Here is a 25,418-nt window from a genome sequence, read left to right on the forward strand (position 1 = left end):
CGATCGTATTGGCTCGGCTGTGAAGCGCAAAGACGCTGTTTTCTTTTGCCTCTTTAGGGCGCTACGTTGGCACGCCGCTGATGGCCCCCGCCATTGCCAAGCACGATTTGCTTGAGGCCTGATTGCGGCGACAACGTGACACCTGCCGACCGGCTTCCATCAATAGTCCGCGAGGGGCGCCGCCCGTGAACGACCCGTCCGAGTTCCCGCCGTTGCCCCGGCAGCTTGCGCAAGCGCGCGCGATCGATCCGTTCATCGTCATGGACGTGATGAGCGAGGCGAACCGCCGGGAGAGCGCAGGCGAAGACATCATCCACATGGAAGTGGGCCAGCCGGCCACACCGGCCCCGCGCGCCGCCCGCGAGCGTGTCGCGCAAGCCATGGCGGAACAGACTCTCGGTTACACGCTGTCGCTCGGTTTGCCCGAGTTGCGCGAACGGATCGCGGCCTATGTCCGACAGCGCTACGGCGTCGGCGTGGGGGCCGAGCGCGTGATTGTGCGTCGGGGTCGTTCGGCCGGATTCGTCCTGGCCTTCCTCGCCATCCTCGATCACGGCGATGGCTTCGGGTTGCCGTCTCCCGGCTATCCCTGCTACCGCCAGATTCTCAAGGCGCTGGGGTTCAGGCCCCATCTGATCGAGACGGGCGCGGACGGACGCTGGATGCCGACCGCGGCCGATGTCGAGGCGCTGGCGCGTTCGGATGCTGCGGGTCTGCTGCTTGCGAGCCCCAACAATCCGTCGGGGACCATGGCGTCGGGCGCGCGTTTGAAGGAACTTGCCGAGGCGTGTACCCGGCAAGGGCTCTGGCTGATCTCCGACGAGATCTACCACGGCCTCGAATACGACGTGGCCGCGGAAACGGCGCTCGCCTATTCCGAAAGCGCCATCGTGGTGAACAGCTTCTCGAAATATTTCAGCATGACCGGCTGGCGGGTGGGCTGGCTCGTGGTGCCGGAAGCCTTGACGCGGACCATCGAACGGCTGTGCCAGAATCTCTACATTGCCCCGCCCACCGTCTCGCAGGTCGCGGCTTTAGGCGCCTTCGACGGCATTGACGAACTCGAGGAGATCAAGAGCCGCTACGCGCGGAGCCGGGCGCTTCTCCTGAACGAACTTCCGCCGGCGGGGCTTCCGAACATTCTCCCGGCGGACGGGGCGTTTTATCTCTACGCGGATATCAGTCATCTGACGGACGACAGCGTGGCGTTCGCCAAAGCGATGTTGCGCGATATCGGGGTTGCCGCCACGCCCGGCGTCGATTTCGACCCCGCGCGGGGGCGATCCTATTTGCGGCTGAGCTATGCGGGGGCGGAGCACCAGATGCGCGAAGCCGCCAAGCGCATCGCGGGCTGGCTGAGGACGCGTTAGCGCCAGGCGAAAATGACGCTGTCGTTGCGTCGAGACGCTCGAGTTTCGCGAGCCGTCAGGTTGTTTGCTTTAGCCATTGGCCAGCGGCGTAGAGGTAGTCACCATAGGTCAGTTCAGCGAGATTGAGCCGGGCATCCGCACAGATGGTCGGCAAGTCCTGTTGGAAAGACTTATACCGTTCGCAAATGACTGATCCGCTCGGAATTGTTTTGCGATTCGAGGCGGTGTCTAGCCAATCCCGGATGATGCAGATCACCTGATCGGAGTCGTCGTGGTGGGCTCGGATATCGTGCCCCGCAATGTCCGAGAGAAACGCCTGATACCTGTATTGTTCAGTGTCGAGGATCAGTGCATTTTTTTGCTTGTGCTTGCCATCGCCAAACTTCTTGGCTCCAAGAAATATACCAAGCTCGAACGGCATATTGAATCTCGGCAACCCAGTAGCCTCGTCCAACGTAGTACGAGACAAGTCATGTACCGAGAACATGCAGTTGCCGATAATGTTCAGGATTTTCTCAATCCGAGCTTGCGAGCCGTCCTGAAGTTCAAGTGCTGACCGCGGGGTGAAACCGCAGTCAAGAATGGCAAATACGATCGCATGAAACAATGGAGCGTAGCGGGCATCAAACGGACAGTTGATGAAGACGCGCCCGGCGTATCGCCCCTGCCTGCTCACCCCCTCTTGGGAGCCAAATTTCGACCGCCATCCTTCGGCGGATGTGGATCGTTCTGCACCGAGCGGTCTGACCGTGTCTCTTTTAACGTAGACCGGACTGCATCGCGTATCGCGTCCTTGCTTACGGTTGTGCGTACCGTCTTTGGTAACGAAATTGTACGTTCGCGCGGCATCGAAATCTCCTCAGTAGATGCCAGTGTAGCATGAGCCTTAAGCACTGGCATCTAGTTGTAACGTAATCCTGTTTAACCGCGTGACCACCAGCCCTTGCGCTGAGGCGCGGCCTCTTTGTCGCTGTCGCTTTCCACGCGAATTTCGGGCTTCGGCGCCGGTGCGACCGGTTCGTCGCGCGAGGAGGCGATGCTGAGCGCGGGCTCGGTGTCCCGGGTCGCCGGTTCGGCCTCGTCCTCATCGGAACCTGCGTCCGACACCGGTTCGGACGTGTCGTCGGCCGGTTCGTTTGCGGCGGCTTCGTCCGCGTTCTCCTCGGACACGTAGGCGCTGACCGAGACTTCGCGCGGTGACGTCTCGTCCTCGGAGCCATCGTCGTCCTGGGAGTCCACAGGGCTTCCGCCGGCTCCGATCCTGCAGGACCGATCTCGCGTCCGCGACGGCATCGCCGCTCTGCCCGTCCTGCTGCTCGGCCGTCAACTCGCCGCCGTTTCTCTGACCGCGTCCCCGGCCACGGCGGCGCCACGGCGACCTCTGCGGCGCGACTTGCGCTGCTGCGTCTCGCCGTCGCCATCGGTCGCCTCGTTGTCCGTATCGGCGGCAACGGACTCGGCGTCGGCGGAGGCCGCATCGGCCGTCTGATCGGCGTCCGCCTCGCCTTCGCCGCGCCCGCGCCCGCGCCGGCGTTTGCGCGGCCGTCGCTTGCCGCCGTCCGCGTCCTGGTCCCCGGACGGCGCACCGTCCTCGCGATGATGCGCCCAGTCCATGTGGACCACGGCACTCTCGCCCGACGCTGCGTGCTGTCCGTGGCTCGCTCGATGACGAATTGCGGGATGTGCAGATCCTGATCGGCCCCGACCGCGATCGAAACCCCGTATCGGGCTTCGATGTCCTTCAGATGCGCGCGCTTCTGATTGAGAATGTAGAGCGCGACCTCGACCGCGGTCGTCGCACGGAGCGGCATGACCCCATCGGTGATCAGACGGTCCTCGATCGAACGCAGGATGTCGAGGGCGACCGATTCCACCGAGCGCACGATGCCGGTGCCCTGGCACATGGCGCAGGCGCTGGTCGAACCTTCCAGCACGCCCGTTCGCAGGCGCTGCCGCGACATTTCCAGAAGGCCGAAGGCGCTGATGCGCCCCACCTGAATGCGCGCGCGGTCGTTGCGCAAGGCATCCTTCAGGCGCCTCTCGACCTGGCGGTTGTTGCGCCGCTCGTCCATGTCGATGAAATCGATCACGATGAGGCCGGCCAGATCGCGCAAGCGCAACTGCCGTGCGATCTCTTCCGCCGCTTCCAGGTTGGTCTTGAGCGCCGTGTCCTCGATACTGTGTTCGCGCGTTGCCTTGCCCGAGTTCACATCGACGGCGACCAAGGCCTCGGTCTGATTGATGACGATGTAGCCGCCGGACTTCAGCGTCACCTGTGGCGAGAACATCGCCGCCAGTTGCCGCTCGACCTGATAGCGGATGAAGATCGGTTCCGGTTCCTTGTAGGGCTTCACGTTCTTCGCATGGCTCGGCATGAGCATGCGCATGAAATCCTTGGCCTCCCGGTAGGCATCGTCGCCGGCGACCAGGACCTCGTCGATATCCTTGTTGTACAGATCGCGGATGGAGCGCTTGATCAGGCTGCCTTCCTCGTAGACGAGGGCAGGGGCCGTCGAGCTCAAGGTCAGATCGCGAACCGTCTCCCACAGGCGCAGGAGATAGTCGTAGTCGCGTTTGATCTCGGTCTTGGTGCGCTGGGCACCGGCCGTGCGGATGATCAGACCCATGCCCTCGGGCACCTCGAGCTCGCCTGCGATCTCGCGCAGGCGCTTGCGGTCCGTGGGCTGCGTGATCTTGCGGGAAATCCCGCCGCCGCGTGCCGTGTTCGGCATCAGCACCGTGTACCGGCCGGCGAGCGACAGATAGGTCGTCAAGGCCGCGCCCTTATTGCCGCGCTCCTCCTTCACCACCTGGACCAGAATGATCTGGCGGCGGCGGATGACCTCCTGGATCTTGTAGGGGCGCCCGCGTCGGCGGCGCGCACGCTCGGGCAATTCCTCGAGCGCATCTTCCGAGCCGACCGACTCCACGCGATCCTTCGCAGAGCCGCTGCGGCCGTTTTCGCCGGACTCGTCCTCATCGGAATCCTCGTCGTCGTCCGAGTCCTCCTCCGAATCCTCGTCGTCGTCCGAATCCTCGTCGTCGTCCGAGTCCTCATCGTCGTTCACGTCGTCGTCGGTCTCGCCGGCGTCGTCATACTCATCGCCCGCGGGCTCGTCGGTCTCGCTCGGCGCATCCGGGCGCCGGGCCGCGACGGCGTCTTCGTCGGAGTCAGCCTCGCTCTGCGACTCCGCCTCCGTCTCGTCGCTCTTGGCCTCCTCGGACTCGGCGACAGGCTCCGCAGGCTCGGAGACCTCATAGGTCAGGTCAGCCGCTTCGAGCTGGATATCGGGACCGCGGTCCTCGTCGCGGGGTGTCGTATCGATCTCGTCCTCATCGTCGAGTTCGAAGGTCGCGATCGGAAGCGCGTCCACCATGACGGCGTCTTCTTCGGGGACCGTCTCGGGCTTCTGAGCCTCCTTGCGGGGCTCGCCGCGGCTACGGCCACGGCGGCCGCGCCGGCGCCGGCGTCCGCCATTGGAGGCGGCGTCGTCTTCCGCGGCTTCCTCGGCGGAAGCACGGCTTTGCTCGGCGGCCTCTTCGTCGAGAAGCGCCTGACGATCCGCGACAGGGATTTGGTAATAATCGGGGTGGATTTCAGTAAAAGCCAGAAAGCCGTGCCGATTGCCACCGTAATCGACAAATGCGGCTTGTAGAGAAGGTTCTACCCGTGTGACTTTTGCGAGATAAATATTTCCACGGAGCTGTTTTTTACTAGCGGATTCGTAATCAAATTCCTCGACACGAGTTCCTTTGACGACGACCCGGGTCTCCTCCGGATGCGCCGCATCGATAAGCATTTTGTTTGCCATGTTGTTTGTTCTCCGCCGCGCGGCATTCGGCAGTAAGCGGCATCAGCCGCTCCGCCGGGCGCAAGCCTGACGGCCACGCGGACCTAATTTCAGTAGACGATATTTTCATGCAATGCCCCGTCACGGCCCCGGTCGAGGCGCCTCGGGGAGCGGCCTGTCTTGGCCGCCAAGCGTCGAGAGGCAAAGAGAAAGCACCATGATTCCGGCCGCTTATCTGTCTGCCCTGACTGTGCATCACGATTTCCTACGGGCCGCAGGTCAAATGCTGCGGCTGCTTTCACTCAAGGCGGCGCATAGTCCTTAAATGCCGCCGCATACCTGCGCCGGAGCCAGCTTCTCCTCGGCTCGACGCGCCAAATTGGTGTGCCCGTCCCGCCTCCCGGCGTCCAAGGGCCTGAGACTCACTGATTTGAGTCACCCTCTATTAGTGTGTTGCCGGGAGATTTGGCAAGTGCTGAGCGCCGGATTGGCTCTAAAGGACAACGGTCGCTTAACCAGACGTGGTTAACATTTGGGGCCCGCCAAGGGTCGATTTGGGTCACCCCAAGGGTCGATTGGGGCACCGAGGGGCCGCAAAAACGTCCTCGTCGCGTGTCAGCGTGAACGAAACTGCGCTCGTCGCGTTTGGTGCGCAAGGCGGGGTTTGAGTCGGTCGGATAGGACGAAATACGCATCATGCGACAGTTGGGAAGGCGGGTTCTGACGCCGCTATTCGCGCTTTCGACGGCCGCCCTCATGACCCTGACGGGCCCCCAACAGGCGTTGGCGGAAGGCTCCGGCGCCATCGCGCAGGACGCGCGCCTAGCCGGAGACCGGGAGCGCACCCGCTTCATCGCCGACCTCTCGAAGAAGGTGGACGTGAACGTCTTCGCGCTCGGCAATCCCTACCGTGTCATCGTGGACGCCGCCGATGTGAGCTTCCAGATGCCGAAGGGCATCGGCAACGAGAAACGGGGGCTGGTCACGGCCTTCCGCTACGGCCTGTTCGCGCCGGGCAAGTCCCGCATCGTGCTCGACCTCAGCGGGCCGTTCCTCATCGACCGGTCCTTCGTGCTCGGGGCGCGGGACGACCAGCCGGCCCGCCTCGTCATCGACCTTGTGCCGACGGACGAAGAGACGTTCCTCGCGAGGCTGAAGGAACAGCGCAGCAAGGCCACTGAGACGGAAACGGTGGAGCGCCCCCAGGCCGTGGAACCCCCTGACGATGCAAAACCGGTGGTGGTGCTGGACCCGGGCCATGGCGGCGTCGACCCCGGCGCGAAGAGCGCCAACGGCGTCCAGGAAAAGGACGTCGTGCTGGCGTTCGCCAAACTGCTGCGCAAGAAACTCGAGGAGACGGACCGGTATCAAGTGTTCATGACCCGGGAGGACGATACCTTCCTGCCGCTCAAGGAGCGGGTCAAATTCGCCCGCAAGAAGGGCGCCGGGCTTTTCGTATCGCTTCACGCGGACTACTTCCCGGCCGAAATCGACGATGCGCGGGGCGCCACCGTCTTTACGCTCTCCGAGGAAGCGAGCGACGAAGAGGCGAGGGCGCTAGCCGCCAAGGAGAATTTCTCCGACGCGATTGCAGGGGTGGAGTTGCCGAAGGACTCCGACGAGGTGGTGACCAACATCCTCATCGATCTGGCCCAGCGCGAAACCAACAACCGCTCGGTGGTGATGGCCCGCTCCATCGTCGGGGAACTGGCCGCGAAGGGCCGGCTCCATACCAAGCAGTTGCGCTCGGCGGGCTTCCGGGTGCTCAAGGCCCCGGACGTGCCCTCGGTGTTGTTGGAGCTCGGGTTTCTCTCGAACGAAGAGGACGAGAAGCAGCTCACCTCGGAGACCTGGCGGGAGCGCATGGCGGGCGCCATTCGGGACGCGGTGGACAATTATTTCAAACAACGCATGGCCCAGGCGCCGTTCTAGCGGGCGCATCCAGCGGATTCCGGCGCGGCCAGCGCCCCGGGACTCCCCGATTCCGCGGGACTATTGCGTTTTGTTGCCATATTCTTGGTTAGGTTGAAGTCAGGAATCCCGCCGACCGGGCAGGCGGGCCGAAATAGCAGAGATCACATGGATATCACGGCACCAGTGAAGCCCCCCAAACAGGGGAAGAAGAAGAAGCGCGGCGGGTTTTTCTTGCGGCTCTTGGGCTTTGTCTTTGCCGCGTGCATGATTCTGTCCATTGCCGTCGCCGGCGCCGTGGCCTTCGTGCTGTGGAAGGTGTCTCAGGAACTTCCGGACTACGAAAAGCTCGCCCGCTACGAGCCGCCGGTGATGACCCGCATTCATGCCAATGACGGGCGCCTGATTGCCGAATACGCGCGCCAGCGGCGCATCTACGTGCCGATCACGGCGATTCCGAAGCGTGTCATCGACGCGTTTATCTCCGCCGAGGACAAGAATTTCTATCAGCACGGCGGTCTCGACATTCAGGGCATTATCCGCGCCATCGTCACCAATCTGAGTGCGATGCAGTCGGGCGGCGGAAACATGGTCGGCGCCTCGACGATCACCCAGCAGGTGGCGAAGAACTTCCTCCTGACGAGCGACCAGAACATCGAGCGCAAGCTCAAAGAGGCGATCCTTGCCATTCGTATCGAGCGTGCGTTCACGAAGGATCAGATCCTCGAGCTCTATCTGAACGAGATCTATCTCGGCGGCGGCGCCTACGGTGTCGCGGCCGCGGCCCAGCGCTACTGGAATAAGGCGCTCAACGAACTCACCTTGGAAGAGGCGGCCTATCTTGCGGTCTTGCCGAAAGCGCCGAGCCGGTATGACCCGATCAAGCATCAAAAGCGCGCGCTGGCCCGGCGCAACTGGGTCATCGACCGCATTGTCGAGAACGGTTACGCGACGGCCCAAGAGGGCGAGGCGGCCAAGGAGAAGCCGCTCACGGTTCTGGCCAAGCGCTACGGACCCCAAATTCACGCCTCCGAATACTACGCCGAGGAAGTACGCCGCGAGATTCTCGACCGGTTCGGCGAAGACAAGCTCTATGGCGGCGGTCTTTCGGTCCGCACGTCTCTGGATCCGCGCCTGCAGTCGGCTGCGCGCGACGCTCTCGTCGAGGGGCTGACCAGGTACGACCGGTCGAACGCCGGCTGGCGTGGGGCCGAGAAGCAGATCGAGATCGCCGGCGATTGGGGCAAGACCCTTGCCGGTATTCCGGTTTGGAAGGACATCGAGCCTTGGAGGCTCGCCGTCGTCCTCGAAGTAAGCGGCTCGGAAGCCAAGATCGGCCTCCGTCCGGGACGCGACAGGCAAGGCCAGCTGGTCGCCGAGCGCGAAACCGGCGTCATTCCCGCCTCGCAAGTCCGGTGGACGCGGAAGTCGATCCAGTCGGCTCTGAAGCCCGGCGACGTCGTCTACGTGGCACCGCTCGAGAAGACGACGAAAAAGAAGGATGAAGAGGGCAAGGAGACCGAAGTCAGCGAAGCGGTTCCGGGTCAATGGTCGCTCCAACAGGTCCCGAAAGTCAGCGGCGCGCTCGTGGCCATGGATCCCCACTCGGGCCGTGTGCTTGCGATCGCCGGCGGTTTCAGCTTCCACCAAAGCCAGTTCGACCGCGCAACCCAGGCCCTGCGCCAGCCGGGCTCGTCGTTCAAGCCGCTCATCTATCTGACCGCGCTGGACAACGGTTACGCGCCCAACAGCGTCATTCTCGACGGCCGTATTTGCGTGAGCCAGGGGCGGGGCATGCCGCCATGGTGTCCGAAGAACTATTCGGGCGGCGGTGCCGGTCCCTCGACGTTGCGGCCGGGCATCGAGAAGTCGCGGAACTTGATGACCGTGCGTCTGTCGCGGGATATCGGCATGCCGGTCATCGCGGAATATGCGCGGCGCTTCGGCGTCTACGACAACCTGATGCCGGCCCTATCCATGTCGCTTGGCGCAGGCGAGACCACGCTGCTCCGCATGGTCACGGCCTATTCGATGATTGCGAACGGCGGCAAGAAGGTCGAGGCGACCTTCATTGACCGCATCCAGGATCGCTACGGCCGGACGGTTTGGAAACACGACAAGCGGGACTGCAAGGGTTGCGTCGCGCGCGAATGGACCAACCAGTCCGAGCCGGAACTTGTCGATGTGCTCGAGCAGGTCGTTGATCCGATCGCGGCCTATCAGATGGTGGGCATCATGCAGGGCGTGGTGACCTCCGGTACGGCACGGCGTTTGGCCTCTCTCAACCGGCCCCTTGCGGGCAAAACCGGGACGACCAACAACTACAAGGACGCCTGGTTCATCGGCTATACGCCCGATCTCGTCGTCGGGTCCTATGTGGGCTACGACCAGCCGAAGCCCATGGGCCGAAGCGCGACGGGTGGTGGCCTCGCGGCCCCGATCGTGAAGGACTTCTTCGAAGAGGCCCTGAAGGACGTGCCGCCGCAGCCGTTCCGCGCACCGGAAGGAACGATCATGATGCCGGTGAATCACCAGACCGGCCTACCGGCCCGAAAGGGCGGGGCTGGAACGGTGATGGAAGCGTTCAAGCCGGAGCAGGTCTCCGCCGCCGCCGCCGCGGCAGCCCGGGGAGAAGCGGTTGCGGACGACGGGGCGGGCGATTCCTATCCGTCCTATCCCACGCAGCCGCGCCAGCGGCAGCGCCCCGGCAGGTCGCCAGCCCGCCGCCGGCCGCATCGCCGCCGCCGCAACGCCGCCGTCAGAAACGCTCCGGATTCTTCGGGCGCTTCTGACCGCCACGCGGAACGCGTCGGCAGCAATCCGATGAATATGAGAAGGTCGCGCTGCGCGGAGGGTGTCCGTGCGTGCATTTCGTTCAACACACCAAAAGTCACGACGAGGATAGGATGCGAGCCGAAACCGAGGCGCTTGTAAACGAGATCAAAGAGTCGCTGTCGCTTTTGCGGAGGCATCTTTGACCCCGAACGGGCAAGAGACCGGCTGAGCGAACTGGACCGGGAGGCCGAGGATCCCAACTTCTGGAACGACGCGGCGCGGGCCCAAGGGGTCATGCGCGAACGCCAGCAGCTCGAGGCAGCCCTCGGCGCCTTCGATCGCATCCAGTCCGAACTCGACGACAACCTGACGCTCGTCACTCTGGGCGAAGAGGAGAACGACGAAAGCATCGTCGCCGAAGCCGAAGAGTCCTTGCGCAAGCTGCGTCAGGAGGCGCACACCCGTGAGGTCGAGGCCCTGCTCTCGGGCGAGGCGGACGCAAATGATGCGTATGCGGAGATTCACGCCGGTGCCGGCGGCACCGAAAGCCAGGACTGGGCCCAGATGCTGGAGCGCATGTATATGCGCTGGGCGGAAGGCCACGGCTACAAGGTCGAGCTGATCGGTGAGAGTCCCGGCGAAGAAGCGGGGATCAAGTCGGCCACGATCCTGATCAAGGGGCTCAATGCCTATGGCTGGCTCAAGACGGAGTCCGGGGTGCATCGCCTCGTCCGCATCTCGCCGTTCGATTCCAATGCGCGCCGCCATACGAGCTTTGCCTCGGTCTGGGTCTATCCGGCTGTCGACGATGCGATCGAGATCGATATCGAGGACAAGGACGTTCGGATCGATACGTACCGGGCATCCGGGGCCGGCGGCCAGCACGTCAATACGACCGACAGCGCCGTGCGCATCACCCACGTGCCGACGGGCATCGTCGTGCAGTGCCAGAACGAGCGGTCGCAGCACAAGAATCGCGCGACCGCGTGGGCCATGTTACGGGCGCGTCTCTACGAGGCCGAGCTCAAGCGGCGGGAAGAAGAGGCCATGGCGTCGGAAGCGTCGAAGTCGGAGATCGGCTGGGGGCATCAGATCCGCTCCTACGTGCTGCAGCCCTATCAGCTCGTGAAGGACCTGCGGACCGGTGTCGAAAACACCAACCCACCGGCGGTTCTCGATGGCGACATCGACGCCTTCATCGAGGCGGCGCTCGCCGAGCGGATCAGCGCCGACGCCGGCTCTTAGCGGGCACCGGGATGTCACGCAGAACGCCGCGGCCGGTGTTGTGCCGGCCACGGCTTCGAACTCTTCGTCGGCGTGTTGGCGCCGTGCTATTCGGCGGCGTTGCTCGAGAACGGATTGCCCGACGCGGGCGCGCCGGACTTGGGGCCCGACGTTTCGGACGCCAACGGGTCGTCCGAGCGGCGCGACTTTCCTTCGAAATAGGCGCCCTGCTCGATGGCCAGGCTCTGGTGATAGATGTCGCCCTCGACATGCGACTGCGATTGCAAGGTCACGCGCAGGCCCCGGATGGATCCGACGACCTTGCCGCGGATGACCACGTCTTCGGAGAGGACGGAGCCGTTGACCTCGGCCTTGTCGCCCAGCAGCAGCGAGCCGCATTTGACATCGCCCTGGATCTTTCCGTCGACCTGGATCTCGCCCTTGGAAGAGACGTTCCCCTCGATGGTGAGATCTTCGCCGATGATCGACGGGATCATCTTGCCCATGGACGGGCCGGCGGGCTTCGGCTGCGGCGACGGCCGCTCGGTGAACGGCGAGGATTTGGCTTCCGGTGCACCGCTGGGCCGTTCGCCACCCAGCTTGGCCATCGTACCGCTCGGCTCTGGTTTCTTCGTGAACATGGCTGGGCTCTCCCCCTCAAAACGCGTGACGCAGCGCGAAATACAACCCGGCTCAAGGATGCGCGCAACCCAGAATTTTGCCTCACTGGCAAATTGGCGAGGCGTCCCAAGCAGCTACGGCGCAAGACCCTGTTGCGATGTCAACATTATCCTTTCCCGCCAATCTTGTCATCGGGGTTGTGGCCTGCGCACAAGGCCTGTACAGGATCGGCTTAGGCCTTGATTCGCCTTGGTTTAGCCGATTTTGGACCATCTTAATGCAACAAGACCTTAGCGTTGCCTCGCGCACGTGCTAACGACACGCAATGGGCGGAACGCGTGCCGGGCACATTTTCTGGTACCGAAATTAGGGAAGTCCCAGTACGGACCGTCCCGGCTTGTGCAGCGGGACGTGCGCCCGGCAGACGACGCGATCTTGCGGAGGCGATGCATGTTGAACGGCGTCCTGTTGCCAGTGGACGCGGTTTGGAGCGCCCGGAAGACCTTTGGGGCCTGTGACTGAATGGACCAACCGCTCGCAGGGGCCCTGGCCAAGCTGACCACCCAAGGGGGCGAGGCCATCCGCGCGCTGCCCGCCCGCGGGCGTCAGCTCGTCAAGCGGGTGCCGGCGCCGGTCCAAATACAACTGGCAAGATTGTCGTCCCACGGCGCTCATGTCTGCCGCGAGATCTTCGCGGGCTTCTTCGTCGTCGGACTCATCGTCATCGTTCTGGGCTATGGGCGCCTGTCGCGCGGGCCCATCTCGTTGCCGGGCCTGGTCCCGCCCATCGAGGCGGCGATCAACGACCAGCTCTCCGACTTGACCGTGCGGATCGACGACGCGGTGCTCCAGCGCGGCAGCGACGGTCCCGGAATCGTCCTGCGCTTGCGGGACATACGGCTCGTCAATCCGGACGGGGAGGTCGTGGCCCAAGCGCCCCTTGCCGCGATCGGCCTGAGCGGGTCCGCGCTGCTCTCCGGCCGGATCGCGCCCGGCAGCGTCGACTTTATCGGCTCCCGGCTGGTGATGACCTATGACGAGGAGCGGGGCCTGTCCCTGGCCTTCTCCAAGCCCGGCGAAGAGGCCGAGGATCTCATACGCGGCACGATCCCCGCCGATGAGCAGTCGGCCGCCGCTCAAGCCTCGAGCGCCGTCCCGGACGCAAAGAACGTCCGAGGGTTCAACCTCACGAACGCGGTGAACGAGGTGCTTCGGCGCGTGCGCCGGTCCGACACCTCCTACCTGGCGCGATTTGGTCTGAAGGATTCGATCGTCGTCCTGTACAAGGACGGCGCCAAGACCCTGTGGCAGGTGCCGGACCTTGCCTTGAATCTCGAGCATCACGACCGCCGCAGCGTCCTTGTCGGCGAGGCGAACGTGGCATCGAGCCGTGGCGACTGGCAGCTCGAAGTCCGCACCGCGCAGAAAGCGACCACGAAAGGGCTCCAGACCCAGGTCGTGGTCGAGAACCTGGTGCCGTCGGGGATCGCGGGCAATTTTCCCAACGTCGGCCTGCTGCGCGCTCTGGACATGGCCGTCGACGGAGAGGCCGTCGTCGAACTTGCACACAACGGAGACTTCATCGGCGGCGAGGCGAGGCTCCGCTTGGCACCGGGTCAGATCACGCCCCCATGGGATCCCGATACGCCCGTGCGGATCGATCACGGTGATCTCACCATTCGCTATATCGAAGGGCAGCGGATCGTCGAACTCGCCCCGTCCACCTTGCGATGGGGCAAGCAATCGCACGCGACCTTCAGCGGCAAGTTTCTTCCGGTGGTCGACAACAACAACGAGGTCGTGTCCTGGAACTTCGACATCGCCGCCGACGAGGCCGTGCTGGGTGTCGAGGAGTTCGGCCTCGGCCCCACCAAGGTCGATGAGTGGCGGGCAACGGGGAACGTGTCGCTCGCGGATGGCAACATGACGCTGTCGCGTTTCGTCATCCGGGTGGGCGACGCGACGATTACCGCGACAGGGACGGTCACGGACCATTTCGGCTCGCCTGCGGTCCAATTGTCGGGCGAAGTGAGCCCGATGCCGATGAAGATGTTCAAGCAGCTTTGGCCGAAGTTCCTGGCAGGACCGGCGCGCGAATGGGTGCTCAAACAGGTCGACGGAGGCCGTGTTCTCGGCGGCTCCTTCAACATCGCGCTCGCGCCGGAAATGTTCGAGGCTTTCAAGCAGGGCCAGCCGGTTCCCGACGAGGCCATCGCCGCCGAACTGAAATTCACCGACACGAACATCGCCTACATCCCCGAACTGCCGCCGGTGCGCACGGGCGAGGGCACGATGACCATCGCCGGCACGAAGTTTCAGGTCCGCATTCCGTCCGGCACGGTCGCCGTCTCCAACGGGATGCAGATCGACGTGAGCGACGGGCAATTCTTCATCGCGGACATGCGCAAGAATCCGAACATGGGCGTCGTCGACTTCCACGCCGCCGCGCCCACCCCCGCCGTGCTGACCTTGCTGGACTATGAGCCCTTCAACTTCATCAGCGACGTGGGGCTCAAGACGGACTTCCTGGGCGGGACCGCGACAGGGGTGTTCACCTTCAACGTTCCGCTCGTGGACAACCTCGACCCCAAGGACATCAAGTACTCGGGCACGGCGCGTCTCCAGAACGCCATCACGCCGGGGCTCGTCGGCGATCTGGGGATCGAAGGCGGCATGATCGACGTCAGCCTCACGAGCGAAGAGGTCAGCGCCTCGGGCAATGTGACGATCAAGGACGTTCCGGCCTCGGTTCACTGGCGGCGGCTGTTCTACGCGCCCGAGAGCGAGCAGCCGCCCATCTCGGTCACCGCGATGCTCGACGCGGCCGCACGCGAGAAGCTCGGGCTCGAGGTCAACGATTTCGTCAAGGGCTCGATGCCGCTGACCCTCTATCTCAGCGGGCTGAAAGAGGGCGGCGGGCAGCCCGATACGTCCAAAATGAAGATCGTCGGCGATCTTACGGACGCCGAACTGCAGTTCGAAACGGTCGGCTGGAAGAAGCCCGCCGGACAAAGCGCGAAGATCAGCTTCGATGTGAACCGGAAGAGCGACGGCGCCACCGACTTGGAGAACTTCCAGATCGCGGGACAGAACCTCGCGATTGCCGGCCAAATGGCGTTGAGTGCCGAAAACGAACTCGAGACGTACTCCTTTTCGCAGTTCTCCATCGGGCCGCTGACCGAGCTGTCCATCGAGGCCAGCCGCCGTGCCGACGGCGTGATGCAGGTTCACGCCGAGGGGCCGTCCTATGACGCGCGCGACATCTTCCATGCCCTGATTTCCGCGGACCAGTTGACGGCCAGCGGAAAGGCCAAAGAGGCCGAGTCCGACGACATCGAGCTGACGGCGAAGATCGGCCGCCTGGTGGGGTACGACGGCAGCAGCGCCACGGACGTCGACCTTGCCTTGACCAAGCGTGCGGGAGAGCTGGTCGCGCTACGAGGCAGGGGCCTCCTGGACGGCCGCAAGCCGGTGAGCGTCGATCTGCAAGACAGCAATGGGGCCCGCGTGCTGACCGCCGAGGCGGACGACGCCGGCACGGCCTTCCGCCTCATCGGCTTCTATCGAAGCGTCCAAGGGGGGAAGGCCTCGCTTCGCGTCAACCTGGATGCGGGCGGCACCAAACGATCCGGAACGCTGCGGGTCCTCGACTTCGCCGTCGCCGGAGACAGCGTCGTCGCCGACGTGCTCAGCGATCCGAGTTCGACGGCCGCGCTGGGACAGGACCGGCCGGACGCCGGACGGAAGATCGTGTTCCGGCGGTTACGCGCGCCCTTTGTCGCCGGCGGCGGCAAGTTCCAGCTCAACGACGCCTATGTGAACGGTCCCGAGCTTGGCGCCACGTTGCGCGGGACGATCGACTTCAGGGCGCGGAAGGTCGATCTCGGCGGAACCTATGTGCCGCTTTATGGGCTGAACTCGGCCCTCGGCGCCGTGCCCGTTCTGGGGCGCGTGTTTGTCGGCCGGAAAGGGGAGGGTGTCGTCGGCATCACCTTCGCCATCAAGGGCAATCTCGACGACCCAACGGTGCTGGTGAATCCGATGTCGGTGATGACGCCGGGAATCTTCCGGCAGATTTTCGACTTCAACGGCGGCGTGCCGCAGGGCACCGCACCTGCAGACGTAGCCGAGCCCCGGGAGAAGACGCGAAAGAAGCGGCGCTTGCGTCCCTTCGAGAACGCCAGAGAACGCAGGGGCCTGAACTGATCGGCGGACTGAGACGGCCGACCTAGACGGGCCGGATCAGCGCATGGCGCTTCTTGCCGAGCGAGAGCTTGATCACTCCGTCCGCGGTGAGATCGGCCGGCGTCAGCACGGCGCGTTCGTCGTTGACGACGACGTCGTTGACCTTGATCCCGCCGCCCTTGATCTGCCGCCGTGCTTCCCCGGTCGATTTCACGAATCCAACCTGGACATTGGCCGTCAACACGCCAAAGCCCTTCTCGAGTTCCGCGCGCGGGATTTTCGATGGTCGGGAGTTCCGAGGCAAGCTGTCCTTGCTCGAACGTGGCGCGCGCGTCTCGGCCGCCTGGTCGGCCGCCTCGCGGCCATGGACAAAAGCCGTCGCTTCCGTCGCGAGGATCTTCTTGGCCTCGTTGAGTTCGGCGCCTTCGAGCTTGGCCAGCCGGTCGATCTCGTCGAGCGGGAGTTCGGTGAAGAGCTTGAGGAAGCGCGGCACGTCCGCGTCCTCGGCGTTCCGCCAGAACTGCCAGTAGTCGTACGGCGAGAGCATGTCCGGGTTGAGCCAGACGGCGCCGGCCGCGGTCTTGCCCATCTTGGCGCCGGACGCTGTCGTGAGCAGGGGCGTGGTCACGCCGAACAGCTCGACGCCGTCGGTCCGCCTGCCGAGCTCGATGCCGGTGACGATATTGCCCCATTGGTCCGATCCGCCCATTTGCAGGCGGCAACCCGTACGGCGATGAAGCTCCACGAAGTCGTAGGCTTGGAGCACCATGTAGTTGAACTCGATGAAGCTGAGATTCTGCTCGCGCTCGAGCCGCAGCTTCACCGAATCCTGGCTGAGCATGCGATTGACGCTGAAATGCCGCCCGTAGTCGCGCAGGAACGAAATGTAGCCGAGTTGATCCAGCCATTCGGCGTTGTTCAGAAGAAGCGCATCTTGGTCTCCGGAGCCGAAATCCAAGAACTTCGAAAAGACCCGCTGGATGCTGTCGATATTCGACGCGATGGTCGCATCGTCGAGGAGCTTGCGGGTCTCATCCTTGCCGGAGGGGTCGCCCACCTTGGTTGTGCCGCCGCCGATCAGCACAATAGGGCGGTGCCCCGTCTGCTGCAGCTTCCTGAGCAGCATGATGCTGACGAGATGGCCGACATGGAGGCTTGGGGCCGTACAGTCGAAGCCGATATAGCCGGTGACGATCTCCTTGCGCGCAAGCGCATCGAGCCCGGCCTCGTCGGTGCATTGGTGGATATAGCCGCGCGCGGAAAGCTCGTGGAGGAGGTCTGATTTGGCGGTGCTCATCGTCGGGACGTGCGAAAAGAATCGGATGACGGCGCCGGACCGGCGCGCTCGCCCGAGCGTCTAACAGGTTTGGCCCGCGAATGCACGGGCACGATGGCGTGGGGTCCGAGCCCGGATCGCGCCCTAAGCGGCCGATTCCTTCGGCGCCTTGCCCTTCTTCGGCGCCGGCTTGCCGAGGCGCTTGTCGAGATAGGCATCGACGACTTCCATCAGCCCTTCCATCTGGTCCTCGAAGAAGTGGTTGGCATCCGGCACCGTGGCGTGGTCGACGATGGCGTCCTTCTGGGTCTTCAGCCTTTCGACGAGGCCGCGCACGGATTCCGTTGGAACGACTCGATCTTTCGCACCGTTGACCATCAGGCCCGAGGACGGGCAGGGGGCCAGGAACGAGAAGTCGTAGAGGTTTGCGGGCGGCGCGACGCAGATGAAGCCCTCGATCTCCGGGCGCCGCATCAGGAGTTGCATGGCGATCCAGGAACCGAAGGAGGCGCCGGCAATCCAGCAAGAGGGCGCATCGGCGTTATAGGCCTGGAGCCAGTCGAGCGCGGTCGCCGCATCCGCCAGCTCGCCGGGGCCGTTGTCGAACAGGCCTTCGGAGCGGCCTACGCCCCGGAAGTTGAAGCGCAGGACCGAGAAGCCGCGCCTCTGGAAGGCGTAATACATGTGGTACACGACCTGATTGTTCATCGTCCCGCCGAATTGCGGGTGGGGATGAAGAATCAGGGCAACCGGTGAGTTCGCCGCGGGCTGGTGGTGGTAACGGGCTTCGATGCGGCCGGCAGGGCCGCTGATATTGACTTCAGGCATGAATGATGGGGCCTCGACTGGTCGCGTCGGCAGACGGAATTGCTGCCGGTCTTCGGTATATAGGGCCGGTCTTCCGGATTTTCAGGCTCTGCCGTGCGCCAGGCGCCGCCGCATTGCTTGACTTGGCCCCTTCGGAATCCTATAAAAATTAGAATTGTTCCAAACAGGGCCGTTCCGAGAAAGCTGGGCGCAAGGATCGAGCCGACTGACAGGCCGGGCTTCTTAGCACGGCCGACCGGGGCTCGTGCAAGCGATAACCGGCCAGATTGAGGGCCGCGGGGCGGAAAACCGTCCCAAGGCTTCGGAAGACCATGAACCAGCGCACCTATCTCGACCATAACGCGACCGCCCCCTTGCGCCCCGAAGTGCGCGAGGCGGTGCTTGGCGCCTTGGCGCTTCCCGGCAACCCGTCCTCGGTCCACGCGGAAGGGCGCGCGGCGCGGGCGGCCGTGGAGAACGCGCGGGCCAAGGTTGCCGCTCTAGCCGGTGCACGGCTGGAGAACAGATATCCCACGAGCGGCGGCACCGAGGCCAATGGACTTGCGCTCGCACCGCCCCCCGGCAGCACGCCCGGGCGGGCCTATCTGTCGGCGATCGAGCACCCCTCGGTGCTGGCGGGCGGACGGTTCGGCCCCGAGGCGCGAACGGTCGTGCCCGTGACCTGCGAGGGCGTCGTGGATCTCGATGCCCTGGCGCGGCTGCTCGAGGACGCCGAGTCCGACGGCGGGCGTCCTTTCGTGTCGCTGATGGCGGCCAACAACGAAACGGGCGCGCTCCAGCCGGTGGCCGAGGCGGCGGAGATCGTCCACGCAGCCGGCGGCGTGCTCCACACCGACGCGGTTCAGATGGCCGGGCGTTTGCCGCTCGACATCGGCGCGCTCAAGGCGGATCTGATGACCCTCTCGGCCCACAAGATCGGCGGCCCGAAGGGTGTGGGCGCGTTGGTTCTGGCGGAGGGGGCGGAGGTCATCCCGCTCATGACCGGCGGGGGACAGGAAGGACGCCGCCGTCCGGGCACGGAGAACGTGGCCGGCATCGTCGGCTTTGGCGTCGCCGCGGACCTCGCCGCAAAAGAACTGTCTCGCATGGACGAGGTGGCACGGCTGCGGGACGCGCTCGAAGAGGGCGTGCGCGCGATTGCGCCGGACGCCGTCGTCTTCGCGCGAGGCGTTCCGCGTCTGCCGAATACGTCGTCCATCGCCGTGCCCGGGCTGAAGGCCGAAACGCTGGTGATCGGTCTCGATCTGGCGGGAGTCGCGGTCAGCGCCGGAAGCGCGTGCTCCTCCGGCAAGGTCGAAACCTCGCACGTCCTGGCGGCCATGGGGGCGGCGCCCGAACTGGCGCAGTCCGCGATCCGCGTAAGCCTTGGTTTCGGGAGTTCCGATAACGATATCCAAAGCTTCCTGGTTGCGTTTGGCGATCTCGTCAAACGTCTCAGGAAGGATGCAAAAGAGGCGGCCTAGAGGCCTTTCGCGGGTCCGCCCGCGCGCAAACGAAACGAATTTGGGAAAGAGACGATGCCTGCAGTCGATGAAACCGTCGAACGCGTCAAGGAAATCGACGTCGACAAGTACAAATACGGCTTCACGACCGATATCGAGTCGGTCAAGGCCCCGAAAGGCAACGAAGACATTGTCCGGTTCATTTCGGCCAAGAAGGACGAGCCGGAATGGCTGCTGGAATGGCGTCTCGAAGCCTATAGACGCTGGCGCACCATGCGCGAGCCCACCTGGGCCAAGGTCCACTATCCGAAGATCGACTTCGAGGACCTCTATTACTACGCCGCGCCCAAGAGCACCGAAGGGCCCAAGAGCCTCGCCGAGGTCGATCCGGAACTGCTGGCGACCTACGAGAAGCTCGGGATTCCGCTGAAAGAGCAGGAGGTGCTCGCGGGCGTCCAAGGCGCGCCGAAGGTCGCGGTCGATGCGGTGTTCGACAGCGTGTCGGTGGTCACCACCTTCCGGGAAGAACTGGCCAAGGCCGGCGTGATCTTCTGCTCGATCTCCGAGGCGGTGCGAGAGCACCCCGAGCTCGTGAAGAAATATCTGGGGTCGGTCGTGCCTGTGACGGACAATTTCTACGCGACCCTGAACTCGGCCGTGTTCTCGGACGGGTCCTTCGTCTACGTGCCCGAAGGGGTGCGCTGCCCGATGGAGCTGTCCACCTATTTCCGCATTAACGCGGAGAATACCGGCCAGTTCGAACGCACGCTGATCATCGCCGACAAGGGCGCCTATGTGAGCTATCTCGAAGGCTGCACCGCGCCCATGCGCGATGAGAACCAGCTTCACGCGGCCGTGGTGGAACTCGTGGCGTTGGAAGACGCCGAGATCAAATACTCGACCGTGCAGAACTGGTATCCCGGGGATGCCGAAGGCAAGGGCGGCGTCTACAATTTCGTGACCAAGCGCGGCGACTGCCGCGGTGACCGTTCGAAGATCTCCTGGACCCAGGTCGAAACCGGGTCGGCGATCACGTGGAAATACCCGTCCTGTATCCTGCGCGGCCACGGCAGCCGCGGCGAGTTCTATTCGATCGCGATCTCGAACGGCTATCAGCAGGTCGATAGCGGCACCAAGATGATCCATCTCGGCCGTGACACGTCGAGCCGGATCATCTCCAAGGGCATCGCTGCCGGCTATTCGGACAACACCTATCGCGGGCTCGTCTCGGCGCATCGCAAGGCCACGAACGCGCGGAACTTCACTTGCTGCGACTCGCTGCTCATCGGCGACAAATGCGGGGCGCATACCATCCCCTATATCGAGGCGAAGAATGCGTCCGCGACGTTCGAGCACGAGGCGACCACCTCGAAGATCTCCGACGATCAGCTGTTCTACTGCTTGAGCCGCGGTCTGTCGGAGGAAGAGGCGGTAGCGCTCATCGTGAACGGTTTCGTGCGCGACGTGCTGCAGCAACTGCCGATGGAGTTCATGGCCGAGACCCAGAAGCTGATCGGCATTTCGCTGGAAGGCAGTGTGGGCTGATGGCGTTTGCCGCCAACAAGAACTTCGTCATTGCCGGATCAAATCCGGGCATGACGAATGAGAGAGTTTCGAGACTGAGAGAAGAACTGCATGCTTGAGATCAAGAACCTCCACGCCACCGTCGACGGGCGCGAAATTTTGAAGGGCCTCGACCTGACGGTTCCGGCCGGCGAGGTCCACGCCATCATGGGCCCGAACGGTTCCGGCAAGTCGACCCTGTCCTACGTGCTTGCTGGCAAGGAGGACTACGAGGTCACCGACGGCACGATCACGTGGAAGGGCGAGAACCTGCTCGACATGGACCCGGAAGAGCGCGCGGCCGCCGGCGTTTTTCTCGCCTTCCAATACCCGATGGAGATTCCCGGCGTCGCCACCATGACCTTCCTGCGGAGCGCGGTGAACGCGGTGCGCAAAGCGCGCGGGCAAGAGGAATTTTCGACGCCCGACTTCCTGCGGATCGTCAAGGAAAAGGCGAAGCTCCTGAAGATCGACATGGCGATGCTCCGCCGTCCGCTCAATGTGGGCTTTTCCGGTGGCGAGAAGAAGCGCAACGAGATCCTGCAGATGTCGCTGCTGGAGCCTGATCTCTGCATCCTCGACGAGACGGATTCCGGGCTCGACATCGATGCCTTGCGGATCGTCTCCGAAGGGGTGAACGCGCTGCGGTCGCCGGAGCGGTCGATGCTCGTCATCACCCACTACCAGCGGCTGCTGAACTACATCGTGCCGGACAGAGTGCACGTGCTGTCCAAGGGCCGCGTCGCGCGCTCCGGCGGACCCGAACTGGCGCTGGAGCTCGAGAAGTCCGGTTACGCCGACTACGGCCAAGACGAAGCCTCGGCGGCTTAAGGAGCATCCCGATGGAGCTGCCTGTCCAACAATTCCGGACCAAGGCCGAGCAAGATCTGCTCGATCTGTATGAGCGTTCCGCCGACGCGCTGCCCGGCAGTGCGGCGATCGCGGCCCTGCGCCAGAGCGCGATCCGGACCTATGCGGGCCTCGGTCTGCCTCACCGCCGCGTCGAGGCATGGAAATACACCGACCTGCGCGGGCGCATCGATGAGATTCCCCCGCTTCTGGCCGAGGCTGACGTCCAGGTCGGCGAAAGCGAGCTGGAAGCGGCTCTCGGCAAGGCCGTCTTGACGCTGCCGGCCTATCGCATCGTGCTTGCCGCGGGCGAATTCCGTGGGGATTTGTCCGATGTCGGTGCGCTTCGCGACGAAGGTGTCGAGCTTGGCTCGCTGGCCCAGATGCTGGAACAGCCTCCGGCCTGGCTGACGGCAAGCCTCGAGAGCGGCGCGGCGCGCGACGACAATGTGGTGATCGCGCTCAATTCAGCGCTCATGACGGGCGGCGTCGGCGTGCGCCTTCCCGAAGGTCTTACCCTGCAAAAGCCGATCCACCTGATTCACCTCGACGCCCCCGGCAGACCCGGCTCCATCTATACGCGCAACGTGCTCGTCGCCGAGGAGGGTGCATCGGCCACCCTGTTCGAAAGCTTTGGAACGCTCGGCGGTCAGGGCATTCAGCGGAATGCGGTGACGACCGTCTCGCTCGGCGCCAAATCGGCTGTCCATCACATCAAGCTGCAGCGCGAAGCCGTTGAAACGATTCACCTCAACGTATGGGCGGCGGATGTCGGTGCCGAGGCCCGCTACAATGGGTTCCAGGTCTCGATGGGCGCCGCGCTGGCGCGCAACGAGGTCCATGTGCGCTTCGACGGCGCGGGCGGGGCGACCGACATTTCCGGGGCCACGCTGGCGCGCGGGAGCCAGCACTGCGATACCACGCTCGTTGTCGAACACAACGTGCCGGCCTGCGAGAGCCGCGAACTGTTCAAGCTGGTGCTGAACGAGGAGGCGCGCGGGGTCTTCCAGGGCAAGATCGTCGTGGCGAAGGACGCCCAGAAGACCGACGGCAAGCAGATGTCGCAAGCGCTGCTCCTGTCGGAGAGGGCGGAGTTCGACTCCAAGCCCGAGCTGGAGATCTATGCCGACGACGTCGTCTGCGGTCACGGCGCGACCTCCGGCCAGATCGACGAGGAGCTTTTGTTCTACCTGCGCGCACGGGGCCTTCCGGAGGCCGAGGCGCGGGCTCTGCTGATTCAAGCCTTTGTCGGTGAGGTCTTCGAGGCCTTGGATGACGAGTCCATCGGCGATGCGCTGGCCGCCGTGTCCGCCGAGTGGCTCGGCACGCCGATGGAGCAGGCCGGCCCATGAATGTGATGTCCCCGTCCTCAACGGCATCCCCGGCGGCATCGTTCGATGTGGAGCGCATCCGCGCCGACTTCCCGATCCTGTCGGAGACGGTGCACGGCAAGCGTCTCACCTATCTCGACAACGGCGCCTCGGCCCAGAAGCCGCGTCAGGTCATCGAGGCGATCACCCGCACGTATTCGGCGGAATACGCCAACGTTCATCGCGGCCTACACCATCTGTCGAACCTGGCGACCGAGAATTTCGAGACGGCGCGCGGCAAGGTGCGGGCCTTTCTGACGCGGCCCATGACGAGGGAGATCATCTTCACCCGGAACGCCACCGAGGCCATCAATCTCGTCGCTTCGTCCTTTGGCGCGCCGCGCATCGGGGCGGGCGATGAGATCCTCATCACGATCATGGAGCATCACTCCAACATCGTGCCGTGGCATTTCCTGCGCGAGCGTCAGGGCGCGGTTCTGAAATGGGCGCCGGTCGCCGATGACGGGACCTTTCTGCTCGACGAGTTCGAGAAGCTGATTTCGCCGCGCACGAAGATGATCGCGGTGACCCAGATGTCGAACGTGCTCGGCACGATCGTGCCCATCAAGGAGGTCGTCCGGGTTGCGCGCGCTCACGGCGTTCCCGTGCTGGTGGATGGGGCGCAAGGGGCGGTCCATCTCCCCGTCGATGTGCGGGACCTCGATTGCGATTTCTACACCTTCACGGGACATAAGCTTTACGGGCCCACGGGCATTGGCGTTCTCTATGGAAAGAAGGCGCTGCTCGAGGCCATGCGGCCTTATCAGGGTGGTGGCGAGATGATCGGCTATGTCACCACGGACACGGTGACCTACGCGACGCCGCCCCACCGTTTCGAGGCCGGCACGCCCGCGATCGTCCAGGCGATCGGGCTCGGCGCGGCCATCGACTATGTGGAGGCGATCGGCCGGGAGGTCATCGCCGCGCACGAACATAAGGTCCTCGCCTACGCCATGGAGCGCCTGGCCGCGCTGGACTGGCTGAAGATCTACGGCCGTGCGGAAGGGAAGGGCGGCATCGTGTCGTTTGAAGTCGAGGGCGCCCACCCCCATGATGTCAGCACCGTCCTGGATCGCTTTGGCGTGGCGGTCCGGGCCGGCACACATTGCTGTGAGCCGCTCCTGGCGCGCTTTGGTGTCACCTCGACATGCCGCGCGTCTTTCGCCATGTATAATACGGAAGAAGACGTGGACCGGTTGGTGGACGCTTTGCATAAGGTGCGATCCCTGTTCGCTTAGGAACCCGGTCGCCGAGGATTAGGTTGAGTCCTAAAGAGGACTGCTCAGATGGTTGAAAAGAATCAAAGAAGCGAGGACGGGGGTCTCCGGGACGACATGTCGCCGGGCCTGCCTCAGTCTATCCCGGGGCACATTCAGTCCGCGGCCGAGGCGCCTGAATCCGGGGAACCGGGCGCATTGCCCGACCCCTCGCCCTTCGACGAGGACGCCCCGTCCAGCATTCCGCCCGACGAACTCGAGCGGTTGCACGGCGATCTCGTCGGCGCGCTGAAGACGGTTTTCGACCCCGAGATCCCGGTCGATATCTACGAGCTCGGCCTGATCTACAAGATCGATGTGGACGACGACCGGAATATCGCGGTTGAAATGACCCTGACGGCGCCTGGATGCCCGGTCGCAGGCGAAATGCCCGGCTGGGTCCAGAACGCCATGGCCTCCGTTCCGGGTGTCGGCCAGGTCGACGTGAAGCTTGTCTTCGATCCGCCTTGGGACATGTCGCGCATGTCCGACGAAGCGCGGCTTGCCCTGAACATGTTCTAAGCCCTTGAAACGCTGGGCAATCCGTCCCATTTTTCGACCATGAGCAACCGTCCCCGCCCCAAAGCCATGAGCCTCACCGAAGCCGCCGCCGTGCGTCTGCGCGAACTGGCGGCCGCGACGGGACCGGAAATGGAAGCCGTACGCATCGGCGTCAAGAACGGCGGCTGCGCGGGCATGGAATACACGATGGAATACGCGGCCGAGCGCGGCCCGCATGACGAGGTTGTCGAAGACAAGGGCGTGACCCTCTTGATCGACCCTTCGGCCATCATGTTTCTGCTGGGAACGGAGATGGATTACGAGGTCGGCCAGATGCGGTCGGGTTTCGTGTTCAACAACCCGAACCAGACCAGCGCCTGCGGCTGCGGCGAGTCCGTCATGCTGAAGCCCGCCGGTCAACCGGACCCGGCGCCGGTCAACCTCGCGGACTAAACG

Annotated in this window: 17 protein-coding genes; 12 read left to right on the forward strand and 5 right to left on the reverse strand. The window is 64.2% G+C overall.

Features of this window, described 5'->3' with window-relative positions:
* The first annotated feature begins 185 nt into the window (after window positions 1–185).
* The gene (locus tag AUC68_RS10450; protein WP_425283226.1) at window positions 186–1,370 is read left to right on the forward strand and encodes a pyridoxal phosphate-dependent aminotransferase; all 1,185 of its coding nucleotides are present in this window, start codon (window positions 186–188) and stop codon (window positions 1,368–1,370) included.
* Between the two features lie 55 nt (window positions 1,371–1,425).
* On the opposite strand, the gene AUC68_RS10455 is transcribed toward AUC68_RS10450, so the two are convergent.
* Window positions 1,426–2,046: a hypothetical protein gene (locus AUC68_RS10455; RefSeq protein ID WP_069437586.1), complete on the reverse strand. Its 621-nt coding sequence runs from the start codon at window positions 2,044–2,046 to the stop codon at window positions 1,426–1,428.
* Window positions 2,047–2,167: 121 nt separating this feature from the next.
* Window positions 2,168–5,182 (reverse strand): Rne/Rng family ribonuclease, encoded by a 3,015-nt coding sequence (locus AUC68_RS10460; protein WP_069437587.1) that lies wholly within the window; start codon window positions 5,180–5,182, stop codon window positions 2,168–2,170.
* Window positions 5,183–5,857: 675 nt separating this feature from the next.
* Between AUC68_RS10460 and AUC68_RS10465 the strand changes: the two genes are divergently transcribed.
* The 3 genes from AUC68_RS10465 to prfB all read left to right on the forward strand — a co-directional run bounded on the left by AUC68_RS10465 (window position 5,858) and on the right by prfB (window position 11,092).
* Window positions 5,858–7,093, forward strand: a complete 1,236-nt coding sequence (locus tag AUC68_RS10465) for an N-acetylmuramoyl-L-alanine amidase (RefSeq protein WP_083240632.1) — start codon at window positions 5,858–5,860, stop codon at window positions 7,091–7,093.
* Window positions 7,094–7,240: 147 nt separating this feature from the next.
* A complete protein-coding gene (locus AUC68_RS10470) occupies window positions 7,241–10,006 on the forward strand; it encodes a penicillin-binding protein 1A (RefSeq protein WP_083240633.1) in 2,766 nt (921 codons plus the stop codon).
* A protein-coding gene (gene prfB / locus AUC68_RS10475) for a peptide chain release factor 2 (RefSeq protein ID WP_141701210.1) occupies window positions 9,979–11,092 on the forward strand; the annotation gives its coding sequence in 2 pieces (ribosomal slippage) (window positions 9,979–10,047 and window positions 10,049–11,092; 1,113 coding nt in all). Before AUC68_RS10470 ends, prfB begins: the two co-directional genes overlap by 28 nt.
* 86 nt (window positions 11,093–11,178) lie before the next feature.
* Here prfB and AUC68_RS10480 read toward each other — a convergent pair.
* Complete coding sequence (locus AUC68_RS10480; RefSeq protein ID WP_069437590.1) at window positions 11,179–11,712, reverse strand: bactofilin family protein; 534 nt, start codon at window positions 11,710–11,712, stop codon at window positions 11,179–11,181.
* A gap of 502 nt (window positions 11,713–12,214) precedes the next feature.
* On the opposite strand from AUC68_RS10480, the gene AUC68_RS10485 reads away from it, so the two are divergent.
* Window positions 12,215–15,898 (forward strand): YhdP family protein, encoded by a 3,684-nt coding sequence (locus tag AUC68_RS10485; RefSeq protein ID WP_069437591.1) that lies wholly within the window; start codon window positions 12,215–12,217, stop codon window positions 15,896–15,898.
* 22 nt (window positions 15,899–15,920) lie between these two features.
* Here AUC68_RS10485 and tyrS read toward each other — a convergent pair whose 3' ends face one another.
* Together tyrS and AUC68_RS10495 are read right to left on the reverse strand one after the other, a co-directional pair.
* On the reverse strand, window positions 15,921–17,174 hold the full coding sequence (gene tyrS / locus AUC68_RS10490) for a tyrosine--tRNA ligase (protein ID WP_069437592.1): 1,254 nt from the start codon (window positions 17,172–17,174) through the stop codon (window positions 15,921–15,923).
* Window positions 17,175–17,297: 123 nt separating this feature from the next.
* Window positions 17,298–17,981: an alpha/beta hydrolase gene (locus AUC68_RS10495; protein ID WP_069437593.1), complete on the reverse strand. Its 684-nt coding sequence runs from the start codon at window positions 17,979–17,981 to the stop codon at window positions 17,298–17,300.
* A gap of 311 nt (window positions 17,982–18,292) precedes the next feature.
* Here AUC68_RS10495 and AUC68_RS10500 point away from each other — a divergent pair, with 311 nt between their 5' ends.
* From AUC68_RS10500 to AUC68_RS10530, 7 genes are all read left to right on the forward strand, one after another.
* Window positions 18,293–19,444: a cysteine desulfurase family protein gene (locus AUC68_RS10500; RefSeq protein ID WP_069437594.1), complete on the forward strand. Its 1,152-nt coding sequence runs from the start codon at window positions 18,293–18,295 to the stop codon at window positions 19,442–19,444.
* A 54-nt stretch (window positions 19,445–19,498) separates the two neighbouring features.
* On the forward strand, window positions 19,499–20,968 hold the full coding sequence (sufB, locus tag AUC68_RS10505; protein ID WP_069437595.1) for a Fe-S cluster assembly protein SufB: 1,470 nt from the start codon (window positions 19,499–19,501) through the stop codon (window positions 20,966–20,968).
* A 90-nt stretch (window positions 20,969–21,058) separates the two neighbouring features.
* Window positions 21,059–21,817: a Fe-S cluster assembly ATPase SufC gene (gene sufC / locus AUC68_RS10510; RefSeq protein WP_069437596.1), complete on the forward strand. Its 759-nt coding sequence runs from the start codon at window positions 21,059–21,061 to the stop codon at window positions 21,815–21,817.
* Between the two features lie 11 nt (window positions 21,818–21,828).
* Window positions 21,829–23,187: a Fe-S cluster assembly protein SufD gene (gene sufD / locus AUC68_RS10515; protein ID WP_069437597.1), complete on the forward strand. Its 1,359-nt coding sequence runs from the start codon at window positions 21,829–21,831 to the stop codon at window positions 23,185–23,187.
* A gap of 5 nt (window positions 23,188–23,192) precedes the next feature.
* Window positions 23,193–24,443 carry a cysteine desulfurase gene (locus AUC68_RS10520; RefSeq protein WP_069437796.1) on the forward strand — a complete coding sequence of 417 codons (1,251 nt, stop codon included), beginning with the start codon at window positions 23,193–23,195 and terminating at the stop codon, window positions 24,441–24,443.
* 96 nt (window positions 24,444–24,539) lie between these two features.
* Window positions 24,540–24,983, forward strand: coding sequence for an SUF system Fe-S cluster assembly protein (locus tag AUC68_RS10525; RefSeq protein WP_083240686.1), 444 nt, complete (start codon window positions 24,540–24,542; stop codon window positions 24,981–24,983).
* Window positions 24,984–25,022: 39 nt separating this feature from the next.
* Window positions 25,023–25,415, forward strand: coding sequence for a HesB/IscA family protein (locus AUC68_RS10530; protein WP_069437598.1), 393 nt, complete (start codon window positions 25,023–25,025; stop codon window positions 25,413–25,415).
* Window positions 25,416–25,418: the final 3 nt, after the last annotated feature.

This window comes from Methyloceanibacter methanicus (assembly GCF_001723285.1).
GTDB lineage: Bacteria > Pseudomonadota > Alphaproteobacteria > Rhizobiales > Methyloligellaceae > Methyloceanibacter > Methyloceanibacter methanicus.